The organism is Shewanella mangrovi (assembly GCF_000753795.1).
Classification (GTDB): domain Bacteria; phylum Pseudomonadota; class Gammaproteobacteria; order Enterobacterales; family Shewanellaceae; genus Shewanella; species Shewanella mangrovi.
Map to the genome: position 1 here is coordinate 171,295 of NZ_JPEO01000007.1, position 23,239 is coordinate 194,533.

22 protein-coding genes and 9 tRNA genes are annotated in these 23,239 nt (G+C 47.5%); 7 read left to right on the forward strand and 24 right to left on the reverse strand.

Going from position 1 to position 23,239, the window contains the following annotated elements; all coding sequences use genetic code 11:
- Positions 1-54: 54 nt before the first annotated feature.
- Positions 55-312, forward strand: a complete 258-nt coding sequence (locus HR45_RS11450) for a GrxA family glutaredoxin (RefSeq protein ID WP_037443047.1) — start codon at positions 55-57, stop codon at positions 310-312.
- Between the two features lie 114 nt (positions 313-426).
- On the opposite strand, the gene HR45_RS11455 is transcribed toward HR45_RS11450, so the two are convergent.
- The 18 genes from HR45_RS11455 to zwf all read right to left on the reverse strand — a co-directional run bounded on the left by HR45_RS11455 (position 427) and on the right by zwf (position 11,958).
- Positions 427-502 (reverse strand) — tRNA-Lys (locus HR45_RS11455).
- Between the two features lie 23 nt (positions 503-525).
- Positions 526-601, reverse strand: a tRNA-Lys gene (locus HR45_RS11460).
- A 21-nt stretch (positions 602-622) separates the two neighbouring features.
- A tRNA-Lys gene (locus HR45_RS11465) sits at positions 623-698 on the reverse strand.
- A 23-nt stretch (positions 699-721) separates the two neighbouring features.
- Positions 722-797, reverse strand: a tRNA-Lys gene (locus tag HR45_RS11470).
- Between the two features lie 21 nt (positions 798-818).
- A tRNA-Lys gene (locus HR45_RS11475) sits at positions 819-894 on the reverse strand.
- Between the two features lie 28 nt (positions 895-922).
- A tRNA-Lys gene (locus tag HR45_RS11480) sits at positions 923-998 on the reverse strand.
- A gap of 16 nt (positions 999-1,014) precedes the next feature.
- Positions 1,015-1,090 (reverse strand) — tRNA-Lys (locus HR45_RS11485).
- Between the two features lie 165 nt (positions 1,091-1,255).
- Entirely contained in the window at positions 1,256-1,996 is a 741-nt protein-coding gene (ybgF, locus tag HR45_RS11490; RefSeq protein ID WP_037443048.1) for a tol-pal system protein YbgF, read from the reverse strand.
- Positions 1,997-2,008: 12 nt separating this feature from the next.
- Positions 2,009-2,563 (reverse strand): peptidoglycan-associated lipoprotein Pal, encoded by a 555-nt coding sequence (gene pal, locus HR45_RS11495; RefSeq protein ID WP_037443049.1) that lies wholly within the window; start codon positions 2,561-2,563, stop codon positions 2,009-2,011.
- Positions 2,564-2,592: 29 nt separating this feature from the next.
- Positions 2,593-3,918, reverse strand: a complete 1,326-nt coding sequence (tolB, locus tag HR45_RS11500; RefSeq protein WP_037443050.1) for a Tol-Pal system beta propeller repeat protein TolB — start codon at positions 3,916-3,918, stop codon at positions 2,593-2,595.
- 9 nt (positions 3,919-3,927) lie between these two features.
- Positions 3,928-4,896 (reverse strand): cell envelope integrity protein TolA, encoded by a 969-nt coding sequence (gene tolA / locus HR45_RS11505; RefSeq protein ID WP_037443052.1) that lies wholly within the window; start codon positions 4,894-4,896, stop codon positions 3,928-3,930.
- 1 nt (position 4,897) lies between these two features.
- On the reverse strand, positions 4,898-5,335 hold the full coding sequence (tolR, locus tag HR45_RS11510) for a protein TolR (RefSeq protein ID WP_037443054.1): 438 nt from the start codon (positions 5,333-5,335) through the stop codon (positions 4,898-4,900).
- Positions 5,332-6,021 (reverse strand): protein TolQ, encoded by a 690-nt coding sequence (gene tolQ, locus HR45_RS11515; protein WP_037443056.1) that lies wholly within the window; start codon positions 6,019-6,021, stop codon positions 5,332-5,334. Before tolQ ends, tolR begins: the two co-directional genes overlap by 4 nt.
- Entirely contained in the window at positions 6,011-6,412 is a 402-nt protein-coding gene (gene ybgC, locus HR45_RS11520) for a tol-pal system-associated acyl-CoA thioesterase (protein WP_037443058.1), read from the reverse strand. The genes tolQ and ybgC overlap by 11 nt, the downstream gene beginning before the upstream one ends.
- Positions 6,413-7,270: 858 nt before the next feature.
- Positions 7,271-7,912 (reverse strand): bifunctional 4-hydroxy-2-oxoglutarate aldolase/2-dehydro-3-deoxy-phosphogluconate aldolase, encoded by a 642-nt coding sequence (locus HR45_RS11525; protein ID WP_037443059.1) that lies wholly within the window; start codon positions 7,910-7,912, stop codon positions 7,271-7,273.
- 19 nt (positions 7,913-7,931) lie between these two features.
- Positions 7,932-9,758, reverse strand: a complete 1,827-nt coding sequence (edd, locus tag HR45_RS11530; protein ID WP_037443060.1) for a phosphogluconate dehydratase — start codon at positions 9,756-9,758, stop codon at positions 7,932-7,934.
- Between the two features lie 10 nt (positions 9,759-9,768).
- On the reverse strand, positions 9,769-10,473 hold the full coding sequence (gene pgl / locus HR45_RS11535; RefSeq protein WP_037443061.1) for a 6-phosphogluconolactonase: 705 nt from the start codon (positions 10,471-10,473) through the stop codon (positions 9,769-9,771).
- Positions 10,474-10,485: 12 nt separating this feature from the next.
- Positions 10,486-11,958: a glucose-6-phosphate dehydrogenase gene (gene zwf / locus HR45_RS11540; RefSeq protein WP_037443063.1), complete on the reverse strand. Its 1,473-nt coding sequence runs from the start codon at positions 11,956-11,958 to the stop codon at positions 10,486-10,488.
- A 335-nt stretch (positions 11,959-12,293) separates the two neighbouring features.
- Between zwf and HR45_RS11545 the strand changes: the two genes are divergently transcribed.
- Both HR45_RS11545 and pyk read left to right on the forward strand, forming a co-directional pair.
- Complete coding sequence (locus tag HR45_RS11545; protein WP_037443065.1) at positions 12,294-13,148, forward strand: MurR/RpiR family transcriptional regulator; 855 nt, start codon at positions 12,294-12,296, stop codon at positions 13,146-13,148.
- Between the two features lie 194 nt (positions 13,149-13,342).
- A complete protein-coding gene (gene pyk, locus HR45_RS11550) occupies positions 13,343-14,782 on the forward strand; it encodes a pyruvate kinase (RefSeq protein WP_037443067.1) in 1,440 nt (479 codons plus the stop codon).
- 74 nt (positions 14,783-14,856) lie between these two features.
- On the opposite strand, the gene HR45_RS11555 is transcribed toward pyk, so the two are convergent.
- The 3 genes from HR45_RS11555 to smrA form a co-directional block, all read right to left on the reverse strand.
- Positions 14,857-17,139, reverse strand: a complete 2,283-nt coding sequence (locus tag HR45_RS11555; RefSeq protein WP_037443068.1) for an acyl-CoA dehydrogenase — start codon at positions 17,137-17,139, stop codon at positions 14,857-14,859.
- A gap of 17 nt (positions 17,140-17,156) precedes the next feature.
- Positions 17,157-17,789, reverse strand: coding sequence for a TetR family transcriptional repressor PsrA (gene psrA / locus HR45_RS11560; protein WP_037443069.1), 633 nt, complete (start codon positions 17,787-17,789; stop codon positions 17,157-17,159).
- Positions 17,790-17,884: 95 nt separating this feature from the next.
- Complete coding sequence (smrA, locus tag HR45_RS11565) at positions 17,885-18,475, reverse strand: DNA endonuclease SmrA (RefSeq protein WP_037443070.1); 591 nt, start codon at positions 18,473-18,475, stop codon at positions 17,885-17,887.
- Between the two features lie 114 nt (positions 18,476-18,589).
- On the opposite strand from smrA, the gene HR45_RS11570 reads away from it, so the two are divergent.
- Together HR45_RS11570 and HR45_RS11575 are read left to right on the forward strand one after the other, a co-directional pair.
- Positions 18,590-19,192 (forward strand): YybH family protein, encoded by a 603-nt coding sequence (locus tag HR45_RS11570; protein ID WP_037443071.1) that lies wholly within the window; start codon positions 18,590-18,592, stop codon positions 19,190-19,192.
- On the forward strand, positions 19,170-19,646 hold the full coding sequence (locus HR45_RS11575; RefSeq protein ID WP_037443073.1) for a YchJ family protein: 477 nt from the start codon (positions 19,170-19,172) through the stop codon (positions 19,644-19,646). The genes HR45_RS11570 and HR45_RS11575 overlap by 23 nt, the downstream gene beginning before the upstream one ends.
- Before the next feature lie 33 nt (positions 19,647-19,679).
- Here HR45_RS11575 and HR45_RS11580 read toward each other — a convergent pair whose 3' ends face one another.
- The 3 genes from HR45_RS11580 to HR45_RS11590 all read right to left on the reverse strand — a co-directional run bounded on the left by HR45_RS11580 (position 19,680) and on the right by HR45_RS11590 (position 22,841).
- Complete coding sequence (locus tag HR45_RS11580) at positions 19,680-21,878, reverse strand: putative bifunctional diguanylate cyclase/phosphodiesterase (protein ID WP_241461109.1); 2,199 nt, start codon at positions 21,876-21,878, stop codon at positions 19,680-19,682.
- 109 nt (positions 21,879-21,987) lie between these two features.
- Positions 21,988-22,281 (reverse strand): DUF406 family protein, encoded by a 294-nt coding sequence (locus HR45_RS11585; protein ID WP_347360075.1) that lies wholly within the window; start codon positions 22,279-22,281, stop codon positions 21,988-21,990.
- A gap of 71 nt (positions 22,282-22,352) precedes the next feature.
- Positions 22,353-22,841 carry a VC2046/SO_2500 family protein gene (locus tag HR45_RS11590; protein ID WP_037443077.1) on the reverse strand — a complete coding sequence of 163 codons (489 nt, stop codon included), beginning with the start codon at positions 22,839-22,841 and terminating at the stop codon, positions 22,353-22,355.
- Positions 22,842-22,967: 126 nt separating this feature from the next.
- On the opposite strand from HR45_RS11590, the gene HR45_RS11595 reads away from it, so the two are divergent.
- Positions 22,968-23,052 (forward strand) — tRNA-Tyr (locus tag HR45_RS11595).
- A gap of 39 nt (positions 23,053-23,091) precedes the next feature.
- Positions 23,092-23,176 (forward strand) — tRNA-Tyr (locus HR45_RS11600).
- Positions 23,177-23,239 lie beyond the last annotated feature (63 nt).

The window sequence follows — 23,239 nt, forward strand, 5'->3', positions numbered from 1 at the left end:
TACTCATATCTCGGGCTGTTGTACTGTTGAGCAAATTTTCAATCAGGAGTTACCATGCACGTTGTTATTTTTGGTCGTCCAGGTTGCCCATACTGTGTCCGTGCGAAACAGTTAGCAGAGCAACTGACAGAGAAGCACGAAGATTTTAAATTCCGTTATGTCGATATCCATGAAGAAGGGATCACCAAAGCGGACTTATCCAAAAGTGTCGGTAAGCCAGTCGAAACTGTGCCTCAAATTTTTGTTGATAAACAGCCTATTGGCGGTTGCACTGAGTTTGAAGCCTTTGTTCGCGAGAACGCGATGCTTTAAGTGGTTAAGTGCTTAAGTTAAGGCGCCTACGGGCGCTTTTTTGTTATTCATAAACACAAAGACGCGATGCATAAACGGCGAATACAAGGAAGCAAGCTAAGGATTTTTATATCATGGTGGGTCGTGAAGGATTCGAACCTTCGACCAATTGGTTAAAAGCCAACTGCTCTACCGACTGAGCTAACGACCCATGATAGGCGTGAATTAATTAGATGGTGGGTCGTGAAGGATTCGAACCTTCGACCAATTGGTTAAAAGCCAACTGCTCTACCGACTGAGCTAACGACCCGTCTAATTGGGTAATATGCAATGGTGGGTCGTGAAGGATTCGAACCTTCGACCAATTGGTTAAAAGCCAACTGCTCTACCGACTGAGCTAACGACCCATCATAGGCGTGAATTAATTAGATGGTGGGTCGTGAAGGATTCGAACCTTCGACCAATTGGTTAAAAGCCAACTGCTCTACCGACTGAGCTAACGACCCGTCTAATTGGGTAATATGCAATGGTGGGTCGTGAAGGATTCGAACCTTCGACCAATTGGTTAAAAGCCAACTGCTCTACCGACTGAGCTAACGACCCATCTGGGATAACCGACAAATCAAAAAAATGGTGGGTCGTGAAGGATTCGAACCTTCGACCAATTGGTTAAAAGCCAACTGCTCTACCGACTGAGCTAACGACCCAACATAGGGTTTGAAATGGTGGGTCGTGAAGGATTCGAACCTTCGACCAATTGGTTAAAAGCCAACTGCTCTACCGACTGAGCTAACGACCCATGCTCAAACTTCACAACACGTTTTTAACTTCTATTTAAGCTGCCCCGCGTTGTGGGCGCCTATAATACCGTTTTCAGTTTCTCATGCAAGCGTAAAATCTGCTTTTTTTATTGTTTGCCTGAAAAACAAACGAGGTGAAGTTTTTTTGGTTAATTGCTGTTAAATCATGGCTTAATTGCCGCCAATTGTTGCTGCGCAATTCGTGCCGCAGCACTGCTCGCATACTCTCTCAACACTTGGTTATAGAAGTTGCGTGCCGCATTTTTATCATTCGACTTTTCAGCAATCATGCCCAATTTCACTAAAGAATCAGCGCGCTTGCCTGACTCCTTAAAATTGCTGACCACATTTTCAAATGCCACTTTAGCTTGTGTCAGATCGCCTTGGTTATAAAGCAGTTGCCCTAACCAGTAGTTAGCATTATCAGCAAAGGTCGAATTCGGGTATTGGCTAATAAAGCTTTTGAATGCCGGAATGGCTGCATCATACTTGCGCTGCTTCAGCACCAGATCTACTGCTTGCTGATAGGCATCTGTTTCAGACAGAGACGAAGGCGTTGAGCCCGTGGTCGCGGTAACACTCTGTTGAGCTGGCACACTGTTAGCAGTGCCGCTGGTGCCCAGCTTGGCGATTTCATCGTAAAGCTGACGTTGACGCTGCAACATTTGCTGAATTTGGTAGTTCTGTTGTTCAGTTAATCCCCGTAAATCCAACACTTCTTGCTGCAGAGAATCAAGACGTTGCTGCATATCGACTTCGGATTGCTGACGCGCTTTGATGATACGCTCCAATCTGGCGATACGGTCGGCGGTGCTACCACCGCCCCCCACTTCTTCTACCGGTGCAGGCGCTGCTTGCGCAGCACCAGTCAGCAACAGTGCAACGGCGATAAGTGATTTTTTCATTGACTCTTACCCTTAGTAAACCAACACTGCACGACGGTTTTTCGACTCACCTTCCTCTGAATGTGTCAGATCTGCAGGTTTTTCTTCACCATAACTGACAATACTCATTTGGCTTGGCAATACACCCAGACCTTGCATGTACTTAGCAACTGCCTTGGCACGACGTTCACCCAGTGCGATGTTGTATTCTGGAGTACCACGTTCGTCGGTGTGACCTTCAATCAATACTCGGACGTTTGGATGATTGGTCAGATAGTCCGCATGCGCTTCCAGCATCTTAGCGTAGTCTGGACGAATTTCGCTGCGGTCAAAATCAAAGTAAATCACGTTGTCCTGACGCAATTCCTGGAACTTCTGACGCTGTTGTTCTTCAGGAGACAACATTGGTGTTGCCCCCCCCATTTCAACGCCGCCATTCGCGCCCATGCCATTTGCGCCGTATTGACCAGCACCGCCTGTGGTGGCATCACCCGCAGTGGTATCAGTTTCTGAAGTCGAGCTACAGGCTGCCAGCGTCATCAGCGGTATAGCAACAGCCAATGTTTTTACAATCTTATTGAATTCCATTATCTATTCCTTTGTTTGAATCGTTCGTTTTATAAAAATGGTGACCAAGCCGGAGACTTAACATCGCCCTCACCCGACGGTAAGCGAGCTTTAAAGCGCCCATCTACGGAGACAGCCGCTAACACCTGTTTGTTGCCATAGGTCGTACCATAAATCACCATAGTACCGTTAGGTGCTACGCTCGGTGACTCATCCAATTTGGTCGACGTCAGTACTTGCATGAAACGTGTTTTCAGATCCATTCGCGCAATATTGAACTTGCCGTTAGTGCGATTGACGAAAATAAGACTGCGCCCGTCTGGCGTGACGGTACCGCCAAGGTTCCATTCACCTTCAAAGGTTAAGCGTGTGACTTTGTTGGTTGCCAAATCCACTTGATATATCTGTGGGCGGCCACCGCGTTCGGAGGTAAACAATAGTGATTTACCATCGGGGAACCAAGACGGTTCGGTATCGATGGCGTAATGATTGGTAACGCGCTTGAGTGCGCCAGTGGCGATATCAACTACGTAGATTTCAGGCTGGCCATCTTTTGACAAGGTTACCGCCAGTTTTGTGCCATCAGGTGAAAAACTGGGTGAACCATTAATCCCTGGAAAGCTGGTCACTTTAACGCGAGTACGACTGTAGATGTCCTGAACATAGATTTCTGCCTTCTTATTTTCAAAGCTAACATAAGCCAACTTACGCCCATCTGGCGACCAAGAAGGAGACATCAAAGGTTCAGGCGAACGCAGCAGCATCTGTTCGTTGTAACCGTCATAATCCGCAATCATCAATTGATAAGCATTGGTTTGGCGATGATCAACCACGACATAGGCGATACGGGTTAAAAAAGCGCCTTTAATGCCAGTCAGCTTTTCATAAACAATGTCACTGATGCGGTGAGCATACTGGCGAAACTGTTCAGCACTAATTACGGTTTGACGGCTATCAAGCAGATATTCACTTTTCGGTTGCGGCCCGGCACCTTGCATCTGCGCTTTGACCAGATCAACCAGATCAAAACTCACCAAATACTGATTGGCACCATAAGGCTTTACGGAACCCATCAATACGGCTTCGGCTGACACATTGCGCCACAGATCCGCGTTAAAATCGGCCAGCTGACCAATGGCGCGCTGTCCAAGTCCAGTTTCATCCAGTGGCTTAAAAGTACCACTGCGGGTTAAGTCCCCCGCAACCACCTCTGAAATAGATGATGGCGCTGGACCATTGCCCTGCCATACAAACGGCACGACGGCGATAGGACGAGCGGCATCAACGCCCTCGGTAATGACAATATCTAATGCTGCGAAAGATGGTTTCACCATCAATACGCAGAGCAACATCAGACCTTTGACAAACGCTTTCATGGGACTCCTTTAATTAAACTCAGGTCTTACTTCCAGGTTAATCTCTTTCATCTGCTGATACACATCAGGCTCTTGCGACACAGGTAAACGACCTGCTTTATTAATCGCGCTTTGTGCCGCACGGCAGACTTGTGGATCACCACTCAGGATACTCAAATTGGTCACAAAGCCGTCTGGGGCCAAGCGAACCTGTACTTTACAGACTTTGCCGCGCATTGAATCATCTACCACTAGATTCCGTTGAATGGTAGAGGTGATCATAGCTTTGTACTTATCAACTTCACTAAGCAGTTGCCGAGAGCGTGCAGCGCTTAGCTGTGCCTGTTCGGCGGCAAGCGCTTGTTGCATTTCGAGTTCTTGCTGACGCTTAGCTTCTTCGGCTTTGCGCTTACGTTCCGCCTCTGCTCGCGCTTTACGCTCAGCTTCTTCGCGCGCCTTGCGCTCGGCTTCCGCCTTTTTCGCTGCAGCCTCTTCAGCTTTGCGTTTCGCCTCAGCTTTTTGAGCAGCTTCTTCAGCGGCCTTTTGTTCCTGCTCTTTCTGCTTACGCGCAGCTTCCGCTTTGGCCGCTTTGTCTTGCTCTTGCTGCTGTTTTATCCGTGCAGCTTCTGCCGCAGCAGCCGCTTTCTGAGTTTCAACTTCTTGCTGCTTACGCTGCTCGGCCAGCTTTTGAATACGCTGTTGCTCTTGTTCGCGCGCTTTACGAGCGTCATCAGCCTTACGATCTAGCTCTGCTTGCCGCTCACGTTCTTTGCGCGCTGCATCGGCTCTGTCTTGCTTGACCTTCTTAACGTAGTCATCAACCTTACTTTGATCGACGGCGACCGCCTTTAACGCTTCAGGTTGCGGCGTATTATTGGCCGATGCCATAGGTGTCGGTTTTGAAGAAAAATCGACATTCATCGCCAAAGCCCCAATCACACCGAGGTGCAACACCGCGGAGATAATGATCGGCACCTTCATATTCTGATTACCGGACACGCTAATTATCCTCCGGTGAGTCAGTCATTAAGCCAACTGAGGGTAAGCCAGCCTTTTTCAATGTCGCCATCAATTGGATGACCTTTTCGTAAGGAATTGCACGATCGCCTTTAACAACAACCGGGCGGTCAGGCTCCACATTTAAAAACGCTACGACTTGCGCGGTTGCATCTTGAACATCCGTAGCCGCTTTAATAGGGCTGGCGCCATCAGTCACGTAGTAAGCGCCATCGGCATCAATCGACACGATGATCGGTGGCTTGCTATCAGCGGATAACGGCTCAGCTGAGGCCTGTGGCAAATCGACTTTCACGCCTTGCGACACAATCGGCGCCGTTACCATAAAGATGATCAACAGCACCAACATCACGTCGATGTACGGAACCACGTTGATTTCAGCGACCGGTCTGCGCCGCTTACGCTGGTATCCTTGGTTCATGCTTCAGTCCTATCGCTATAGGCTTGACGGTGCAGAATACTGGAAAACTCTTCCATAAAGTTAGCGTAAGCCATTTCCAGCTTTTCTACTTGCGTTGAAAACCGGTTATAGGCAATAACGGCAGGAATTGCAGCAAACAAGCCCATCGCGGTTGCAATCAACGCTTCAGCAATACCCGGTGCCACCATCGCTAACGTTGCATTTTGGACTGCGCCCAAGGCAATGAAGGCGTTCATAATCCCCCACACAGTGCCAAATAGACCGATATATGGACTGGTGGAGCCAATAGTTGCCAACAATGGTAGATGGGTTTCCATCTTTTCTAACTCTTTTGACAATGAGATACGCATTGCCCGGTAACTGCCATCCATAATAGCTTCAGGCACTCTATGACTGGTTTTATTCAGGCGTGCATATTCTTTAAAACCCGACACAAACATGCTTTCCATACCAGCATTGCCATCTTGTCTAGCGGATAACTCTTGATAAAACTTATTCAGGTCGACACCGGACCAAAACTTCTCTTCAAATTTAGCCGCATTACGACGCGCCTCACCTAACACTCGACGACGTTGCAGAATAACGCCCCACGAGACAATGGAGAGCGTCAACAATGTCAGCATGACGAATTTCACCAATAAGCTGGCTTGTAAGAACAGTCCAATAAACGAGATTTCAGCATTCACCTTGCGTAAACTCCTGCAAAATGTGGGGCGGGATGGCGATGGGTTTCATTTTCGAGAGCGAAACAGATACAACGGTGACAATGGCGGCGCAATACACCTGGCCATCAGCGTCTACCAATTGCTGGTCAAAAATCAGCGAAGCGCGTTTTGTCTTAGCGACAGTGGTCACCACCTCAAATTGCTGCTCAAAGCGAGCCGCTTTGCGAAAATCGATTTCCGCATGACGCACGACAAATGCTAAATCATCAGCCAACAATTGCTGTTGACTGATACCTAATGCCCGTAACCATTCAGTACGCGCGCGTTCAAAAAAGTTCAAATAGTTAGAGTGATAAACCACGCCACCGGCGTCGGTATCCTCGTAATAAACTGTTATCGGCCAGCGAAACATCTTTCTTGCTCGATCCCTGCCATAAATGAAGCCTACTATACCGATACGGCCAAGGATTGTGAATGGCAGAACGGCAAAGGAAGCACTAAGGCATCCAGTTTATTTTTTTTAAGCTTAACCTTGGCTTAATCAGTATTTGTCGCCTGTAAGACAGATGGGAAATGTCGCTCAGTGTGTCGCACAGTAATTCCGACGTTATTCATCGACAACGGCATTGATGCTGAGTGAATACAGTAGGGAAAACCGCGACAATTGCAAAGCGCTACCTTTATTAGTGAGCCTAGGACAGAAGAAGCTGACGACACTCAGTATATCGTCGAGCGGAGGTGCTTTTGTTTGTTATGCATTTTCGTTACGCAACGTTGGACTAGCGCTATACGAGTGTGACGACAGCCAAGCAAAAATCTGTTAACGGCATCAACAAAAATGGACCGTATTTCGACATAATTTGGCGGCGTGTTTCAAAAAGGTGAAGATTGTGACGAAGCAGTGATTTTAGATGAATTAATTAAATTGATTATTTATGCATTTTTAGAGATTAATCGCTCAACCCCCCCACATATCAGCACTTTCAAGCAATCGATAAAACAATAACTATTAATTTTTCTAATGTGAAACCGCAATTTTTCTCGTTTGTTGAAACCCAAAGGTAGGCCTAGAATGCACCACATGTTGAGAACGAGCTTACCTCTCATATCAATCACAGGCGTGACAGCGGTAATTGATAATTCACGAAAGTTTGCTCTGGTTCTTATGCTTGACTTCCTTCCTTCAATTTGTTGATTGCGATAATTTTAGTTGCCCATTCGTTTGAATGGGCTTTTTTTTGTCCAGTGAAACGCTGGCAAGAAAAGCGGCTTAAACGCCGCTCAACGCTTCTTGACAAAGTTTAGTGATATGTTCCCAGTCACCTGATTCCATCGCACTTACAGGGGCAATCCAGCTACCACCGATACAGTCAACGTTAGCAAGCTTGAGATAGTCACGATAGTTTTCTGGTGTAATACCACCTGTAGGACAGAAATGTACGCCTGACAACGGGCCGCCAAAGGCTTTCAAAGCACCGACGCCACCAGAGGCCTCTGCAGGGAAGAACTTAAAGAACTGATACCCTTGGCTCAGGCCTTCCATCACCTCAGAAATACTCGCTACACCTGGGATAAGTGGAATTGTGCCAGCTTTACCTGCCGCCAGAATTGATGGGGTAGCTCCAGGCGTGATAGCAAACTGCGCGCCAGCATCCGTCGCTTGTTGCAGTTGTTCTGCGTTCAAAATGGTACCGGCGCCAACAACTGCTTCAGGCACTTCTTTGGCAATTTTACTGATGGCATCCAGTGCGCAATCGGTACGCAGCGTAACTTCCAGGACTCGAATACCACCAGCAACCAATGCTTGCGCTAAAGGAACTGCATGCTCAATTTTATTGATAACCATTACAGGAATCACAGGACTCAGCTTAAATACATCCTGAGGCTGCAGCGACCAGTTATTATTTGTCATTATTTTTGTTCCTTAACGCTTAATAGTATTCATCAACAGCACTGGTGCTACGCGCACCGGTTTCTGGACTAGAGAAGCTTGCTCTCATCGCAGAGAACAACTCACGTCCCATCCCATAACGTACATGTCTTAGCGGTACTTTTTCGGCCACACGCTGCGCTAATTCCAGTTCGTCTACCAGTAGCGAAATTTCACCAGTTTCAGCATTAACCCGAATAATGTCACCGTCATGAACTTTGGCAATCAGACCACCATCAAGCGCTTCTGGTGTTAAGTGAATCGCTGCTGGCACTTTCCCCGAAGCCCCCGACATACGACCATCAGTCACCAACGCGACTTTATAGCCTTGGTCTTGCAATGAACCGAGGATAGGCGTCAGTTTATGCAATTCAGGCATGCCATTGGCTTGTGGCCCCTGTCCCTTAACGACAACCACACAATCGCGATTCAGCTCACCGGCTTTAAACATGCCGTCCAGCTTATTTTGGTCATCAATGACAACTGCTGGCGCTTCGACAACACGATGTTCTGCTTTAACCGCAGACACCTTTATCACCGCACGTCCAAGGTTGCCTTTCAGCAATTTAAGTCCGCCATTAGGTTGGAACGCTTTAGTCACTGGCGCCAAAACTTCCGTATCAAGACTTTCGGTTGGGCCTTCAACCCACACCAAGCTGCCATCAATTAATTTCGGCTCTTTGGTGTAACGTTTCAGACCATAGCCAGCCACAGTGTTTACGTCTTCGTGCAACATGCCCGCATCGAGCAGTTCCTTCACCAAGAACGCCATACCACCAGCTGCATGGAAATGGTTAATGTCCGCTTGACCGTTTGGATAAACACGCGCGAGCAAAGGCACCACGTTCGACAGCTCAGAAAAATCATCCCAATTGATAATGATGCCAGCAGCGCGCGCAGCGGCAACCAAATGCATAGTCAGGTTGGTAGAACCACCGGTCGCTAACAACGCCACAATGCCATTTACAATGGATTTTTCATTCACCAACTCGCCGATAGGCGAATACTCCGTACCTAAGCTAGTAAGACGGCACACTTGGCGCGCAGCAGCTTGTGTAAGCGCCAGACGCAATGGATCGTCAGGATTCACAAAAGACGAACCCGGCAACTGCAGCCCCATCACTTCGAGTACCAGTTGGTTACTGTTAGCCGTACCATAAAAAGTACAGGTACCAGCACTGTGGTAAGACTTAGATTCGGCTTCAAGCAGTGCCGCCCGGTCGACTTTACCTTGGGCAAACTGCTGACGTACGCGTGCTTTTTCTTTATTCGGAATACCTGAACGCATCGGTCCTGCTGGCACAAACAGCATAGGTAAATGACCAAAGCTCATAGCACCAATCAACAATCCGGGCACGATCTTGTCACAGATGCCGAGCAGCAATGCGCCGTCGAACATGTTGTGTGACAAACCAACAGCGGTGGCCATCGCAATCACTTCACGGCTGATCAAACTCAGTTCCATTCCTGGCTGACCTTGCGTTACGCCGTCACACATCGCTGGCACACCGGCAGCCACCTGAGCAACACTGCCCACTTCCTGACACGCTTGCTTCAGAATCTGAGGATAGTGCTCGTACGGTTGATGTGCCGACAACATGTCGTTATAGGCTGTCACGATACCGATATTGGCTTTCGTCAGTTGCAGCAGTGCGTTTTTATCGTCTGCCGAACACGCGGCAAATCCGTGAGCTAAGTTGCCACAGCTAAGGGAACTACGATATACCCCCTGCTCTTTGGCTTCGGCTATCGCAGCTAGGTACTTGCTACGATGCTCCTGACTACGGGCAATGATTCGATCGGTCACTGCCTGAATTGTTGCATGCATGAGTTACTCCTTAGGCGCTCCAGAAGACGTCGACCGGAGTTTTGTGCTGTGCTAACACTGCCCGGATCGGCATTTCGGAAATCTCATCACTTGAGAGCGCTTTTTTGTAGACATCGAGTTTTTGCTCGCCCACTAGATGCAAATAGATCTGGCGGCTGTTTAAAATCGCACTTCTACTGAAGGTAATACGCTCATAAGGCGCCGTTTGTGGCTGCACAGCACACAGCAACGCCTCAGTATTTAGCGCAGTATCTAATTGGCTTGCATCTGCACACGGGAACCAAGAACAGGTATGACCATCATTCCCCATACCAAGAATGACAACGTCAAATGGCCGAGGGAAATTAGCTAGCTGCTCCGTCGTCATCGCTACGCCCGCAGTTGCAGTTGCAAACATATTCTTCAGACCGCGGAATTTAGCGTTAGCTGCGCGATGCTGCAGTAGACAGTTGCGCACCATATTCTCGTTAGAGTCATGATGTTCGGGATCTACCCAACGTTCATCAGCAAGCGTAATAAACACTTCACTCCAATCAATGGGTTTCTGACTTAACTTTTCAAATAAGCCGGCCGGCGTTCTGCCACCTGACACCACTAGACTGGCCTCGCCACGCTTATCAATCGCTTCTTGCAATCCAACGGCGATACGGTCAGAGAGCTGTTGCTCCAATGCTTCAGTGTTATCAAATGATTTAAATACCGCTTCTTTGATCATCAGAAAACTCCTTTATTCATCCCACGAACGACCATCTTTGGTGATCAATGCCACTGATGCCACTGGCCCCCAAGTACCGGCTGGGTATGATTTTGGCTTCTCGCCGCTTTGCTCCCATGCTTGGATGATACCGTCCACCCAAGTCCACGCTTGTTCAACTTCGTCACGTCGCACGAATAGCGCTTGGTTACCTGACATCGCTTCTAGCAGCAAACGTTCATAAGCATCGGCAATACGTTCGGTTTTGAAAGTATCAGAGAAGCTCAAATCCAGTTTGGTGGTTTGCAGACGTTGTTTCTGCTCCAGACCCGGCACCTTGTTCATCATCTGAATCTCAACACCTTCGTGCGGTTGCAGACGAATCGTCAGTTTATTTGGTGGCAGATTACGATAGCTTTCGCGATACAAGTTGTGTGGTGGGTTCTTGAAGTAAATAACGATTTCAGAACTTTTCACTGGCATCCGCTTGCCGCTGCGCAGATAAAACGGCACACCAGCCCAACGCCAGTTATCAATATCCACACGCAAGGCAACAAACGTCTCGGTGTGTGAATCAACGTTGGCATCTTCCTCTTCCAGATAACCAGGTACTGGCGAACCTTTCAGGAAGCCAGCTGAATACTGACCGCGAACCGTATTTTCAAACACGTTATCCATATTGATCGGACGCAGTGACTTCAATACTTTCACTTTTTCATCACGCACGCTGTCGGCGTTCAGGTTAACTGGAGGGTCCATCGCGACCAAGGTCAACACTTGCAATAAGTGGTTTTGGATCATGTCGCGCATCTGACCAGCTTTGTCGAAGTAACCCCAACGGCCTTCAATACCGACTTCTTCCGCTACGGTAATCTGTACATGATCAACAGTACGGTTATCCCATTTAGACGCGAACAGTGAGTTAGCAAAACGCAACGTCAGCAGGTTTTGTACGGTTTCTTTGCCTAAATAGTGGTCGATACGATAAACCTGCTTCTCGTCAAAATAGGCAGATACTTGATCGTTAATCACTTTAGATGATGCCAAATCAGAACCGATCGGCTTTTCCAGCACTACACGTGTTTCTGGCGTGATCAAACCTTGCTCATGTAAGCAGCGGCAGATATCACCGAAAATCGCAGGAGGTGTCGCAAAATAGTTGACGGTAACGCGCGTTTTCGGGTCAAGCACCTCATGGAACGCAGCATATTCGTCAACGGCGGTGAAATTAGCACCGACATAGTGGCAGCGTGCTAAGAAACGCTTTACCACATCATCGTTCAAAGGATCTTTAACAAAAGTCTTTAGTGATTGTGTCACACGCTCAATAAACTCTTTTTGAGTAAATTGATCCTTCGCGACCCCAATAACGCGTGTTTCTGGATGTAAGAGATCAGCTTTGTCTAGCTGATATAAGGATGGTAATAACTTGCGCCGGGCCAAATCTCCCTTCGTACCAAAAAGAACGAAATCACAAGCTTTGGTCTCTGATGCTGTCTTGCCCATTGCTTTACTGTCTCCATTGTGACAACGGTTGCCGCGTTACAGTTTCTTGCTGGCAACCGTTCTATTAGGAAATCGAAATACAAAATTTGTTGTAATATAACAACACAATTTTTCGTTTGCACCTAGTATTTAGTCGAACATACTGAAATAGATTCTAGGCATAATGTAATCAAGTCTGATATGCTCTTTTGACCTAAAATCAAGACGTTCTCGTCGGTTTACGCTCTATTTTACTTGCGCGAACAACTAAAGGTGCGTTTTGTATTCTTGTTCACAGCTTTGTGAGCCAAGAATTAAGAAAATTACATAACCAAATCCAGCGGACGTTACAAAGTATGAATACCCTTGAAAAGGTTCAAAAGAACCTGCCTCATTTCAGCAAATCTGAACGAAAAGTTGCCGAAGTGATTCTGGCATCGCCCCAGACAGCCATTCATTCCAGCATCGCCACGCTGGCTAAACTCGCCGATGTTAGTGAACCAACGGTAAACCGTTTTTGCCGTCGCTTAGACACCAAAGGCTTCCCGGATTTCAAACTCCATCTCGCTCAAAGTCTTGCTAATGGTACTCCCTATGTTAGCCGACATGTAGAGGAAGATGACACCCCTGATTCTTATACAAACAAAATCTTCGAATCTTCAATGGCTTCGCTTGATACCGCACGCCAGAGTATTGATGCGCTCGCCATTAATAAAGCGGTTGATGTATTAACACAAGCTAAAAAAATCTCCTTTTTTGGTTTAGGGGCTTCAGCGTCTGTTGCTCACGATGCGCAAAATAAGTTCTTCCGCTTTAATGTACCTGTGGTTTGTTTCGATGATGTGTTAATGCAGCGCATGAGCGCCATAAGCAGCGCTGAAGGCGATGTGGTAGTGTTAATTTCACATACCGGCCGTACTAAATCACTGATTGATATTGCTCGTCTGGCGCGAGAAAACGGCGCGGCCGTTATCGGTATTACGGCAAAGCATTCACCACTAAGTAAAGAATGTACGCTGCCCGTAACCTTGGAAGTACCAGAAGACACTGATATGTATCTGCCAATGGCATCGCGTTTGGCGCAACTCGTTGTGGTCGATGTGTTAGCTACTGGCTTTACGCTGCGCCGCGGCCCACGTTTCCGTGAAAGTTTGAAACGTACTAAAGAAGCCTTGAAAGAATCTCGCATCGAAAAAAACGATCAACTGTAATTCAATTTCCTCTGCCCTTCCGTTATCTTGATGCGCCATTGAGCTTAAATGGCGCATCAACTGTCATCAAAATTGTCTAAACTCACAAAAATAAATTTTGAATCAGATCTGTTTTTTGTTCGTAAGTTTCCTACACTGCGGCATTTTGTATGATAAAATGCGTTCCAGATTCTTTAAACTTAACGGAGTTAACTATGTTCCGCAGAACTAAAATCGTTACCACTCTGGGCCCAGCCACAGACCGGGATGATAACCTGCGCAAAATTATCGCTGCAGGAGCTAATGTTGTTCGCTTGAACTTTTCCCACGGCTCCCCAGAAGATCATATGAAGCGTGCAACTGACGTGCGTACCATTGCCAAAGAACTTGGCAAGCACGTGGCGATTCTGGGCGATCTTCAAGGTCCTAAAATCCGTGTTTCTACTTTCAAAGACAATAAGAAGGTGCAACTGGAATTAGGCCAACAGTTCGTGTTGGATGCAGAGCTGCCAAAAGGCGAAGGTGACGAAACTCAGGTAGGTATCGATTATAAAGAACTGCCTGATGACGTTACGGTTGGTGATATATTGATGCTGGATGATGGCCGCGTGCAATTGCGCGTTGAAGCTGTTGAAGGTCGTCGTGTCATTACCTCTGTTACTGTTGCAGGTCCTTTATCAAACAACAAGGGCATCAACAAGCAAGGGGGCGGACTATCAGCCGCAGCACTGACAGACAAAGATAAGAATGACATTCTTACCGCAGCCAAAATCGAAGTTGACTATCTGGCGGTATCTTTCCCACGTAGCGGCGCTGATTTGGAATACGCACGTGAATTGGCACGCGCAGCAGGCAGCAATGCACTGATCGTTTCAAAAGTTGAGCGCGCTGAAGCGGTTGCTTCTGAAGAAGCCATGGATGATGTCATCAAAGCCTCAGACGCTGTGATGGTAGCTCGTGGTGACCTGGGTGTTGAAATTGGTGACGCGGCACTGGTTGCTGTGCAAAAGCGTTTAATCGCACGCTCTCGCCAACTCAATAAAGTCGTGATCACGGCGACGCAAATGATGGAGTCAATGATCTCTAGCCCAATGCCAACTCGTGCAGAAGTGATGGACGTTGCTAACGCCGTGCTTGATGGTACTGATGCGGTAATGTTGTCAGCTGAAACTGCTGCCGGTGACTTCCCAGAAGAAACCGTTAAGGCAATGGCTAATGTTTGCCTTGGTGCAGAAGCGCATCCAAGTGTGCGTGTATCTAAACACCGTCTTGACCAGCACTTCTCTACCGTAGAAGAAACAGTAGCATTGGCAACTATGTATGCGGCCAACCATTTGGACGGTGTAAAAGCGATTATTACACTGACTGAATCAGGTGCGACACCAAAACTGATGTCTCGTATCAGTTCTGCATTGCCTATCTTCGCAATGACTCGTCATTCGCGCACGCTCGCGGCAATGGCGCTTTATCGCGGTGTGTACCCAGTGCATTTCGACACTACCGCTTATGCTGCTGAAGAAGTTGCACAACGCGCTTTAGAATGCTTGCGTGAGAAAGGTGTACTGCAATCAGGCGACTTGGTGCTGATGACCAAAGGCGATGTGATGGAAACTATCGGTGGAACCAATACCAGCAAGGTGTTGATTGTACCGTAGAACGCCTTCACCTTGATTCACAAAAAAAAGGTACGCAACTGCGTACCTTTTTTATGACTAATTAAAACAACACATCACAGCGAAGCAAAATCATCGACATTAATCGCTGCAATGCGCAGCGCGTTGGCATTGCGTAAATACCCGGCATCTTCTTCTGAGATAACTCGCTGCTGTACCCCTTGCTCAATCAATACTTCGATACTCAGCCCCTTGGCTAAGCGGCCATCCTTTTGGGCTAAACGCAAGCGCTCAAACAAATCACGCGTATCGTAAAGAGCTCTAAAGGCACGCTCGACTTCGGCAATACCCGAACTATCGTCTTCTTTAAACGTCGGGCATAGATAGGTTAAACGTTCCCTTGCCGGTGTCGGCTTTAGCATCTCTTTGACGACACGCTTAGATAATTCATCTGACGGCCCTTTAAACCAATTGCCGAGAGGAAATACCACTAACCGTAATAACCATCCCACAGGACGGTTGGGGAAGTTGCGAATGGCCCCTTCCATCGCCTCGCCCATCTGCCGTAATCGTGTCTCTAACACATGTTTAACTACGGGGAGGTCATCGAATTGTCGACCATGATCTTCAAACAGCTTTAAGGTTGCAGATGCAAGGTATAACTGACTCAGGACGTCACCTAATCTTGCAGAAATCATCTCGCGCCGTTTTAAATCACCACCGAGCATCAACATGGCGATATCGGTAACAAAGGCCAACGCTGCGGAAAAACGTCCGAGTAATTTGTAATAATCACGGGTCTCGCCACTCACTGGAGAGGCAGCAAAATAGCTTCGAGTAAGTGCATGGAACAAAGACGCCCCAGCGTTGCGCGCACTGTACCCCATATGCCCCATCAGCAATGAATCAAAGCGGGTTAATGCCTCTTCGTCATTCGGCATTTGCGCCGCTTCCATTTCAGCCAATACATATGGATGGCAACGCGTTGCCCCTTGGCCAAAGATCATCAAACTACGGGTGAGAATATTGGCACCTTCAACGGTTATCGAAATAGGGTTCGCCATATAGCCATGCGCTAAATAATTTTTCGGCCCCATCTGAATGCCCTTGCCAGACTGGATATCCATCGCGTCGTTCATTATCTGGCGACCCAACTCCGTCATATGGTACTTGGCGATCGCCGTAACGACCGATGGCTTCACTTTTAAATCAATACCGGTGGTCGTTAAGCGTCTGGCAGCTTCTAACTGGTAGGTGTTACCAATGATGCGAGACAGAGCTTCTTGTACACCTTCAAATTGGCCGATAGATAAACCGAACTGCTTGCGTACATAGCTATAAGCAGTGGTGGTTTTGGTGGCTAAGTGCCCGGTGGCGGTAGCAAGCGCAGGTAATGAGATACCGCGCCCAGCCGACAAACATTCCACCAGCATACGCCAGCCCTTCCCCGCATATTGGGCGCCACCGATAATCCAATCTAACGGAATAAAGACGTTATCACCTTTAGTGGTACCGTTCATAAAGGCCATATGTAATGGATCATGACGTCGGCCAATGTCGACACCTTTATGGCGGGTAGGAATTAACGCACAGGTAATGCCTAATTCAACGGTTTCGCCGAGTAGTCCATCTGGATCACGCATTTGAAAGGCCAAACCTAGTACGGTCGCGACAGGCGCTAAGGTGATATAGCGTTTATTCCAACTCAGCTTCAGGCCGAGTACATCTTCACCTTCAAACTCACCACGGCAAACAATCCCGACATCTGGAATTGCCCCCGCATCGGAGCCTGCTTCCGGCCCGGTTAGCGCAAAACAGGGGATCTCTTGGCCACTGGCTAGGGCTGGTAACCAACGTTGTTTTTGTTGCTCGGTTCCGTAATGGGTCAGCAACTCACCCGGCCCCAATGAATTAGGTACCATCACAGTCACTGCAACACTTAGGCTACGGCTGGCGATTTTGCTGACAATGGTTGAATTTGCGTATGCAGAAAACGCTTTGCCGCCGAATTTTTTCGGAATGATAAGCGCAAAAAAGCCTTCGGTTTTTAGATATTCCCACAGCTCTGGCGGTAAATCGCGTCGCTGATTGACGATGTCGTAGTCATCTATCATTTTCAGTAGCACGTTTACCTGATTATCGATAAAGGCCTTTTCTTCCGCCGATAACACAGGTTTGCCATAACTATGCAGTAGCTCCCAATTGGGTTTACCGCGGAATAACTCCGCTTCCCACCAAATGTCTCCGGCTTCCATCGCCTGGCGTTCAGTTTCTGAAAGAGGCGGAAGTACTTTACGGAAAAATTTAAGTACCGGTGCTGAAATAAATTTAAGCCGTACATCTCTGACAAAAAACAGCACAATTATTAACGCGACCAACAGCAATACAATTATTGTCATATCATTACCTGCTCTGTTTAAGCCGACACAGCGACGCCAGAAGCGATATAAGGAATCACTTTGCGAATAACGGTTTCTATATTGTTCTTTTCATCAAAATCTGCGGCGGCGATATCGATCAAAGCATCAGCCGACGCCATGGTGAATACGACTGTGCCCAAGGTGAAATGTAAGCGCCAAAAGATATCGGCACGAGGAATAGTGGGCACACTGGCTTGCACTGCGGTCACAAAGCTTTGCAGATGCTCGCCATAATGCGAGGTAATAAACCAGCGCAAGTGCCCTTGGCTTTCGATGTAGCCTCTGCCTAAAAGTTGCAGAAAAGTGCGAGTGCCTCCAGCTCTGATACTGTTAAGGGTTAACAGCGGTGAAACTAGGGCAGAAAAAATATCAGTCAAGGATGCATGAGGATGCTGCTGCTGCAGTTCTGCAATGGCGTTTGAAGCAGCGGGCATAAACAGATCGAGATAACGGGCTAACACCGCTCGGATCAGTTCACGTTTAGAACCAAAGTGATAATTGACCGAAGCCAAATTCACTTCAGCTTTGCTGGTGATAAGGCGCAGTGAGGTTTCCGAAAACCCTCGTTCAGCAAACAGCTTTTCCGCGGCATCAAGGATCTTAGTTTTCGTATCAATTCTGCTGGACATAGCCACCCCCAACAATTTTAAACATACGTTTAAATTAATTGCTGAGGATAACCTTGTCAAACAAAAAGGCGTGGTAAAGCGACCGTAACAACTTACTATTTTTTGCGCACGCCGCGACTATTCATTTCCCGGCTTTCAATACGCTTAACATTAGATTTTGGCAACATTACGTATACGGCGCCGTAACCGCCTTGATGACGCTGAGCACTATGGAATGCCATCACCTCATCGACTTGGCTAAGCCAATAGTTAACACAGGATTTGATTAATGCCGGAAACGGTTTACTGCTGTAACCTTTGCCATGAATGATTAACACGCAGCGATGGCCACGGGCAATTTGTGCGAACAAAAATGACAGCAAGCTATCGCGTGCTTGTCGCAACTGCATGGCATGGATATCGAGCTCTGCTGCCACCGGATATTGGCCAAGGCGAAAATTTTTAAACACAGCGTCTTGCACACCGGCCCGCTTAAAACTCAGCATATCTTCCGGCTTTACTGGCGGAATGAGGTTTAACGCAAGTGTGAGTCTTTGATGATATTCGCTCAGCTCAGCAGCTGCCTTGCGCGCTAATTGCCCCTCAGTAGGGCCAGTGCGTAATGCGGTTTGCTGTTCCACATCCTGCTTTATGGGAACAACGTCCGCCATCTCCTCCAGAAACAGATCTCTGTCGTCTTGATTCATAGCTACCTTCCCAATCTCTCAAATTGCGCTACACACTTTGTAAATAAATCAGGCTTCTGATAAAAATACGCATCCATTATAGTGGCAGCAATTGCAGATTCTTCGAAATAGTTAATGAAATTCTTACTAACTGCTTTCATTCTGTTCGTTTCAGTAGCCAACCCAGCGTTTGCGCATGTGAAAACTGATACAGATGAAGCAGCCCTAAACGCGATTTATGGTGAGTTTATCAAGGCCTTTAAGGCGCTTGATGCAGCACCATTAGGTAATGTCTATGCCGATGACACCACTTACGTGCCTGAACAACCCAGCGTAGGGATTGTTAAAGGTAAGACGGCGGTGCTAGCGCTCTATCAAAAGTTTTTTGATCGCGTAAAAAAGCGTCGAGCCTCGCTGGAGGTGGACTTTAGAGTCGTGGAACGCATCAGCAATAATCGCAATGAAGATACCGAAATCTGTTACTACATGGTGCGCTACCATCCACCGCAAGATACCGAAGAACCCATTAGTGAATTCGCTGGTAAGCTCGTGATGATGCTGAAAAAGAACGACCAGCATCAGTGGCGCGTGCAGTTAGACATGAGTAATCGTGCTGACGCTAAACACTACTATGATGCAACACCGCATCCTAACTTGTACTACGGCGAGCAGTTTTCGCAACTGCCTGCGCCTATCACTACCGACAAACAAGATAATGTCTATCAGCACAACAAATGAACCTTGTCCTTGCGGCAGTAATTTAGCGTATTCAAACTGTTGTGAAAGGTTGCACACCCACCAAGCCGTGGCGAAAACCCCTGAGGAATTGATGCGCTCACGATACAGCGCATTTGTCCTGCAACAGTTTGACTATCTTATTGAAACTCACCATCCAGCTTACAGAGGTCAACTGAATGTGCAACAGTTGGCAGAATCAACGCCGGCACAGTGGTTGGCATTACAAGTAGAATCTCATGCCATGGCAGGTGATGCCGGAAACGTCCGCTTTTTGGCATGGTATCGCGATAGCGCGGGTATTGACGCTATTCACGAACACTCGAACTTTGTGCAAGAAGACGGCAAGTGGTTTTATACCGATGGCAAAATGCTGACGGTCAAAATGCCTGGCCGCAACGATAGTTGCATTTGTGGAAGTGGTAAAAAATTTAAACAATGTTGTTTAAAAAAGTAAACGAAGTAGAACGCTTGCCATAGCGTTCTAACGTCAGTGAAGTATCGCTGCAGCTTTGGCCATTTCGATAAAGTTTGAAAAATCAGCCTCTCGCAACGCCGGACTGTAGAGGAAACCTTGCGCCTGATGGCAGAAGTTCTGCGTTAAAAACACTTCCTGCTCAACATTTTCAACCCCTTCAGCGGTCAACGAGATATTCAACGCCTTGGCCATAGCGATAATCGCACTGACAATTTCACGGCTTTGATGACTGCTATTGAGATCCGAGATAAACGAACGATCGATCTTCAGCTTACTGATAGGGAACTGCTTAAGATAGCGCATAGAGCTATAGCCAGTACCAAAATCATCAATCGCTAAGCCGACGCCTAAATCGGCCAATTCCTGACACAGGTTAGTGGCATAACGAATGTCTTCCATCAGCTCTGTTTCGGTGATTTCCAGAATCAAGCTGCGATGTTTGATGGGATAACGCGTCAGTAAATCCCACACTTGTTCATAGAGATTGCCACCAAAAAACTGTCGCGCCGATACGTTAACATGCATGGAGAGATTGATGTCGTGATGCTGCCAAAGGTACAGCTGCTTACAAGCGGCTTCTAGCACCCACGCGCCAATAGTATTAATTAAGCCCTTCTGCTCGGCAATATCGATAAAGGAGCCGGGATATAGCACGCCGCGCTTGGGGTGATGCCAGCGTATTAACGCTTCAGCACCGATATAACGCTGGGTTTGCAGATCTTTCAACGGCTGGTAGTAGAGCTCAAACTGACGACCACGGATAGCATGGTTAAGATCTCGCTCTAGCTCAGCATCGTCTTTGAATGCATCGAACAGCGCAGACGTAAAGGTTTGGATCGGCATGCCCTGCTTCTTCTTTGCATTTTGCAACGCAATATCGGCGCAGGTGAGTGGTGACACAGTAGATGCGACCGAGCTGATATCCACAATCGCTATCGCTGGTCTTACGTCAACCGACTCTCGGCCGAAGGACACCGGATGCGATAATTGTTGATAAAGCTTTTTGATATTGGCATCGAGTTCGGCGACAGATTCATTATTCAGTAATAGCGCAAATTCATCACTACCGACGCGCGCCGCAATACAATCAGAATGAAAATGTGCTTCAGTGAAATGGCGCAACCGACGGCCGATTTCCACGAGTAATTCATCGCCACGTTCGTGACCATAGGTGTCGTTGTAGCGTTTAAAACCTACCAGATTAAACATCACAACAGCGCCATCATTCATACGGTCAAGATGACGTTTAAAATAGGTACGGTTGTGTAGTCCGGTCAGATTACAGTGCCAAGCGAGATGCTCTAATTCCTGCTGGCTGTGTTTAATGTCAGTGTAATCTTCCGCTGACACCAGCGCATAATGATTTCCACGCGTCGACATAAATTGGCTGGCGAAAAACTTTATCCAGATCTGTTCACCACGGTGATTACTGAGTGGAAATATACTGCGAGCCACTTCGCCCCGACATAGCTGTGCCAGAACTTCATTCGCCTGCTGTGGATGTTGTTTGAAAAACGCCAGTTCACGCAGGCTTCGTCCCTCAATTTTATCGCGTGCGATGCCCGTTATCTGCTCATGCGCAGCGTTAGCGTATTCAATTGTTTCTTGATGAAGGTTGACGAGTAAAGTGATTTGCCGCGACGTTTCGATAGCCGACTGAAACAGGCTAAGCATCTCATCTTTTTGATATGCATCGTTGGTCGCCAGCGTCAGCGCCAGTTGGTCAGCCACATGTGAGGCGAGATGAATATCGCTATCTTGCCAAGGCATGGCAACATCAATACGTTCTAACGACAATACACCTTCAATATGACCATTAATGCGGATAGCGACATCGAGGGCACTACCAATATTGTTAGGTAGCAGGTATTGGTCACGCAGCTCTACAAAACGGTGATCGACAACGGCATCGGCGGCATCAATGTGCAGGTGCGTGCGCAGTTCAGAGATGTAAGTCGACATCTCCGCCAAATGCTGCGGACGATTTACTGCTTGCTGTTGTCCAAACCGGGCCACCTCAAATTGGATATTTTGATCCTTCGACCACGACAGTACAGTGACTCGGTCGATATCCAAATGCTCACAAAGCAAGCGACTCGCGAGCTCTGCGGTTGCAACAAAATTCCCTTTTTGTTTGGCCTCGGAATTCGTCAGCGACTCCAGTAACCGTTTGTACTTCACACGATTAACGCCAATTCCCAAACCAATCACCTGTTTCCACTATTCATTGTGGCTAATACAACTTTGCCTGAGCAGATTACACAGCCGTCAATCGCTGAGCAATATGTTAAATATTTACTTACACTTAACTGCACTGTTACTAAGGAAGACTATGTTGTAACTGGAAAATCATCTTTTCCGCGCTGCAGCCAAAATTTACCAATAGTTGAGCACCATCAACCATTGCCTGCACTTGATATGTGACATCTGCAAAACGTGCTTTGGCCTGTTGACCAAGTTGCTCTGCTTGCTCAATGGCACTTTCACCCACGAACTCGACTTTCAATAACGTATCGCTTTCTTCAATTACGGCACCAATATCAACATAACTGCCACATTCGGCACAGGTATCGTTGACCAAACTACTCTGTGCATCTTTGATACTTTTCATCATGTTACTCCGGTCGACAAGTTACAAACCGAACCATTATATACGTCATTTATGACAATAGACTGTGGGGTAATTCACGCTGCTTGATGTTGCGCTAACCACATCCGTTGTTCAGCCAATTGATCTGCAAAATCAGGAACCTCTGGCATAGCGAAGGCGGCATCATGCGCGAGTTGCTGTCGCGTTTGCGGCGCCAGATTTTCGATAACTTCGCTATATTCCAAGCCATGCTGACCACGGATGACTAACGCTTCAGGTCGTAAACATTGCTGTAGACGAAAAGCGCTCGCCCCTTGGGCTAAAAACGTGTGACTGTTATCAACAACATCAGGATTTTCAGCCAAGTTATCCAGCAGTTTCTCTGCGGGGGGCAATTCTAATTGTGCACGAAGCTTGGTCTGTGTTGCGACGCCATCTTGTAGATGAAATTGTGGCCAATCGCGCGCATCTTGCGACAACAGCGCCAATAGCAAACCAAAATCCCCACGTTGGTTTTGCTCGACGGCGCGATGTAGCTCTGGCGCAAGATGAAGCTCATTAACAAGAATCGGTGCTGGCTGCATAAAAAAACATCAATAAAACAAGCTGTTGTTATTTAATCGACCAGTTGAACCAGAACTTTAGCGCATTTTTAAAATTCGGGCTTTACATGAAATCTGTTTATGTCTACTATTGCGGCCGCTAAATGAGGAGGGGTTCCCGAGTGGCCAAAGGGATCAGACTGTAAATCTGACGGCTCCGCCTTCGAAGGTTCGAATCCTTCTCCCTCCACCATTTTGCACGGCTTGTAATGATGTGTTTTGAATAAGCACTGGAGGGGTTCCCGAGTGGCCAAAGGGATCAGACTGTAAATCTGACGGCTCCGCCTTCGAAGGTTCGAATCCTTCTCCCTCCACCATTATTCAACTTCATTTCATTCGCATCCCCTGATGGAGGGGTTCCCGAGTGGCCAAAGGGATCA

What these genes read in the sequence shown, in the direction of transcription:
- tolR (WP_037443054.1), bottom strand. Translation starts at nt 5,335, where the DNA reads ATGAACCAAGGATACCAGCGTAAGCGGCGCAGACCGGTCGCTGAAATC.
- pal (WP_037443049.1), bottom strand. Translation starts at nt 2,563, where the DNA reads ATGGAATTCAATAAGATTGTAAAAACATTGGCTGTTGCTATACCGCTG.
- ybgC (WP_037443058.1), bottom strand. Translation starts at nt 6,412, where the DNA reads ATGTTTCGCTGGCCGATAACAGTTTATTACGAGGATACCGACGCCGGT.
- HR45_RS11450 (WP_037443047.1), top strand. Translation starts at nt 55, where the DNA reads ATGCACGTTGTTATTTTTGGTCGTCCAGGTTGCCCATACTGTGTCCGT.
- HR45_RS11570 (WP_037443071.1), top strand. Translation starts at nt 18,590, where the DNA reads ATGAAATTCTTACTAACTGCTTTCATTCTGTTCGTTTCAGTAGCCAAC.
- tolB (WP_037443050.1), bottom strand. Translation starts at nt 3,918, where the DNA reads ATGAAAGCGTTTGTCAAAGGTCTGATGTTGCTCTGCGTATTGATGGTG.
- zwf (WP_037443063.1), bottom strand. Translation starts at nt 11,958, where the DNA reads ATGGGCAAGACAGCATCAGAGACCAAAGCTTGTGATTTCGTTCTTTTT.
- smrA (WP_037443070.1), bottom strand. Translation starts at nt 18,475, where the DNA reads ATGAATCAAGACGACAGAGATCTGTTTCTGGAGGAGATGGCGGACGTT.
- HR45_RS11575 (WP_037443073.1), top strand. Translation starts at nt 19,170, where the DNA reads ATGTCTATCAGCACAACAAATGAACCTTGTCCTTGCGGCAGTAATTTA.
- psrA (WP_037443069.1), bottom strand. Translation starts at nt 17,789, where the DNA reads ATGTCCAGCAGAATTGATACGAAAACTAAGATCCTTGATGCCGCGGAA.
- HR45_RS11590 (WP_037443077.1), bottom strand. Translation starts at nt 22,841, where the DNA reads ATGCAGCCAGCACCGATTCTTGTTAATGAGCTTCATCTTGCGCCAGAG.
- pyk (WP_037443067.1), top strand. Translation starts at nt 13,343, where the DNA reads ATGTTCCGCAGAACTAAAATCGTTACCACTCTGGGCCCAGCCACAGAC.
- edd (WP_037443060.1), bottom strand. Translation starts at nt 9,758, where the DNA reads ATGCATGCAACAATTCAGGCAGTGACCGATCGAATCATTGCCCGTAGT.
- HR45_RS11585 (WP_347360075.1), bottom strand. Translation starts at nt 22,281, where the DNA reads ATGATGAAAAGTATCAAAGATGCACAGAGTAGTTTGGTCAACGATACC.
- HR45_RS11525 (WP_037443059.1), bottom strand. Translation starts at nt 7,912, where the DNA reads ATGACAAATAATAACTGGTCGCTGCAGCCTCAGGATGTATTTAAGCTG.
- HR45_RS11555 (WP_037443068.1), bottom strand. Translation starts at nt 17,139, where the DNA reads ATGACAATAATTGTATTGCTGTTGGTCGCGTTAATAATTGTGCTGTTT.
- HR45_RS11545 (WP_037443065.1), top strand. Translation starts at nt 12,294, where the DNA reads ATGAATACCCTTGAAAAGGTTCAAAAGAACCTGCCTCATTTCAGCAAA.
- ybgF (WP_037443048.1), bottom strand. Translation starts at nt 1,996, where the DNA reads ATGAAAAAATCACTTATCGCCGTTGCACTGTTGCTGACTGGTGCTGCG.
- pgl (WP_037443061.1), bottom strand. Translation starts at nt 10,473, where the DNA reads ATGATCAAAGAAGCGGTATTTAAATCATTTGATAACACTGAAGCATTG.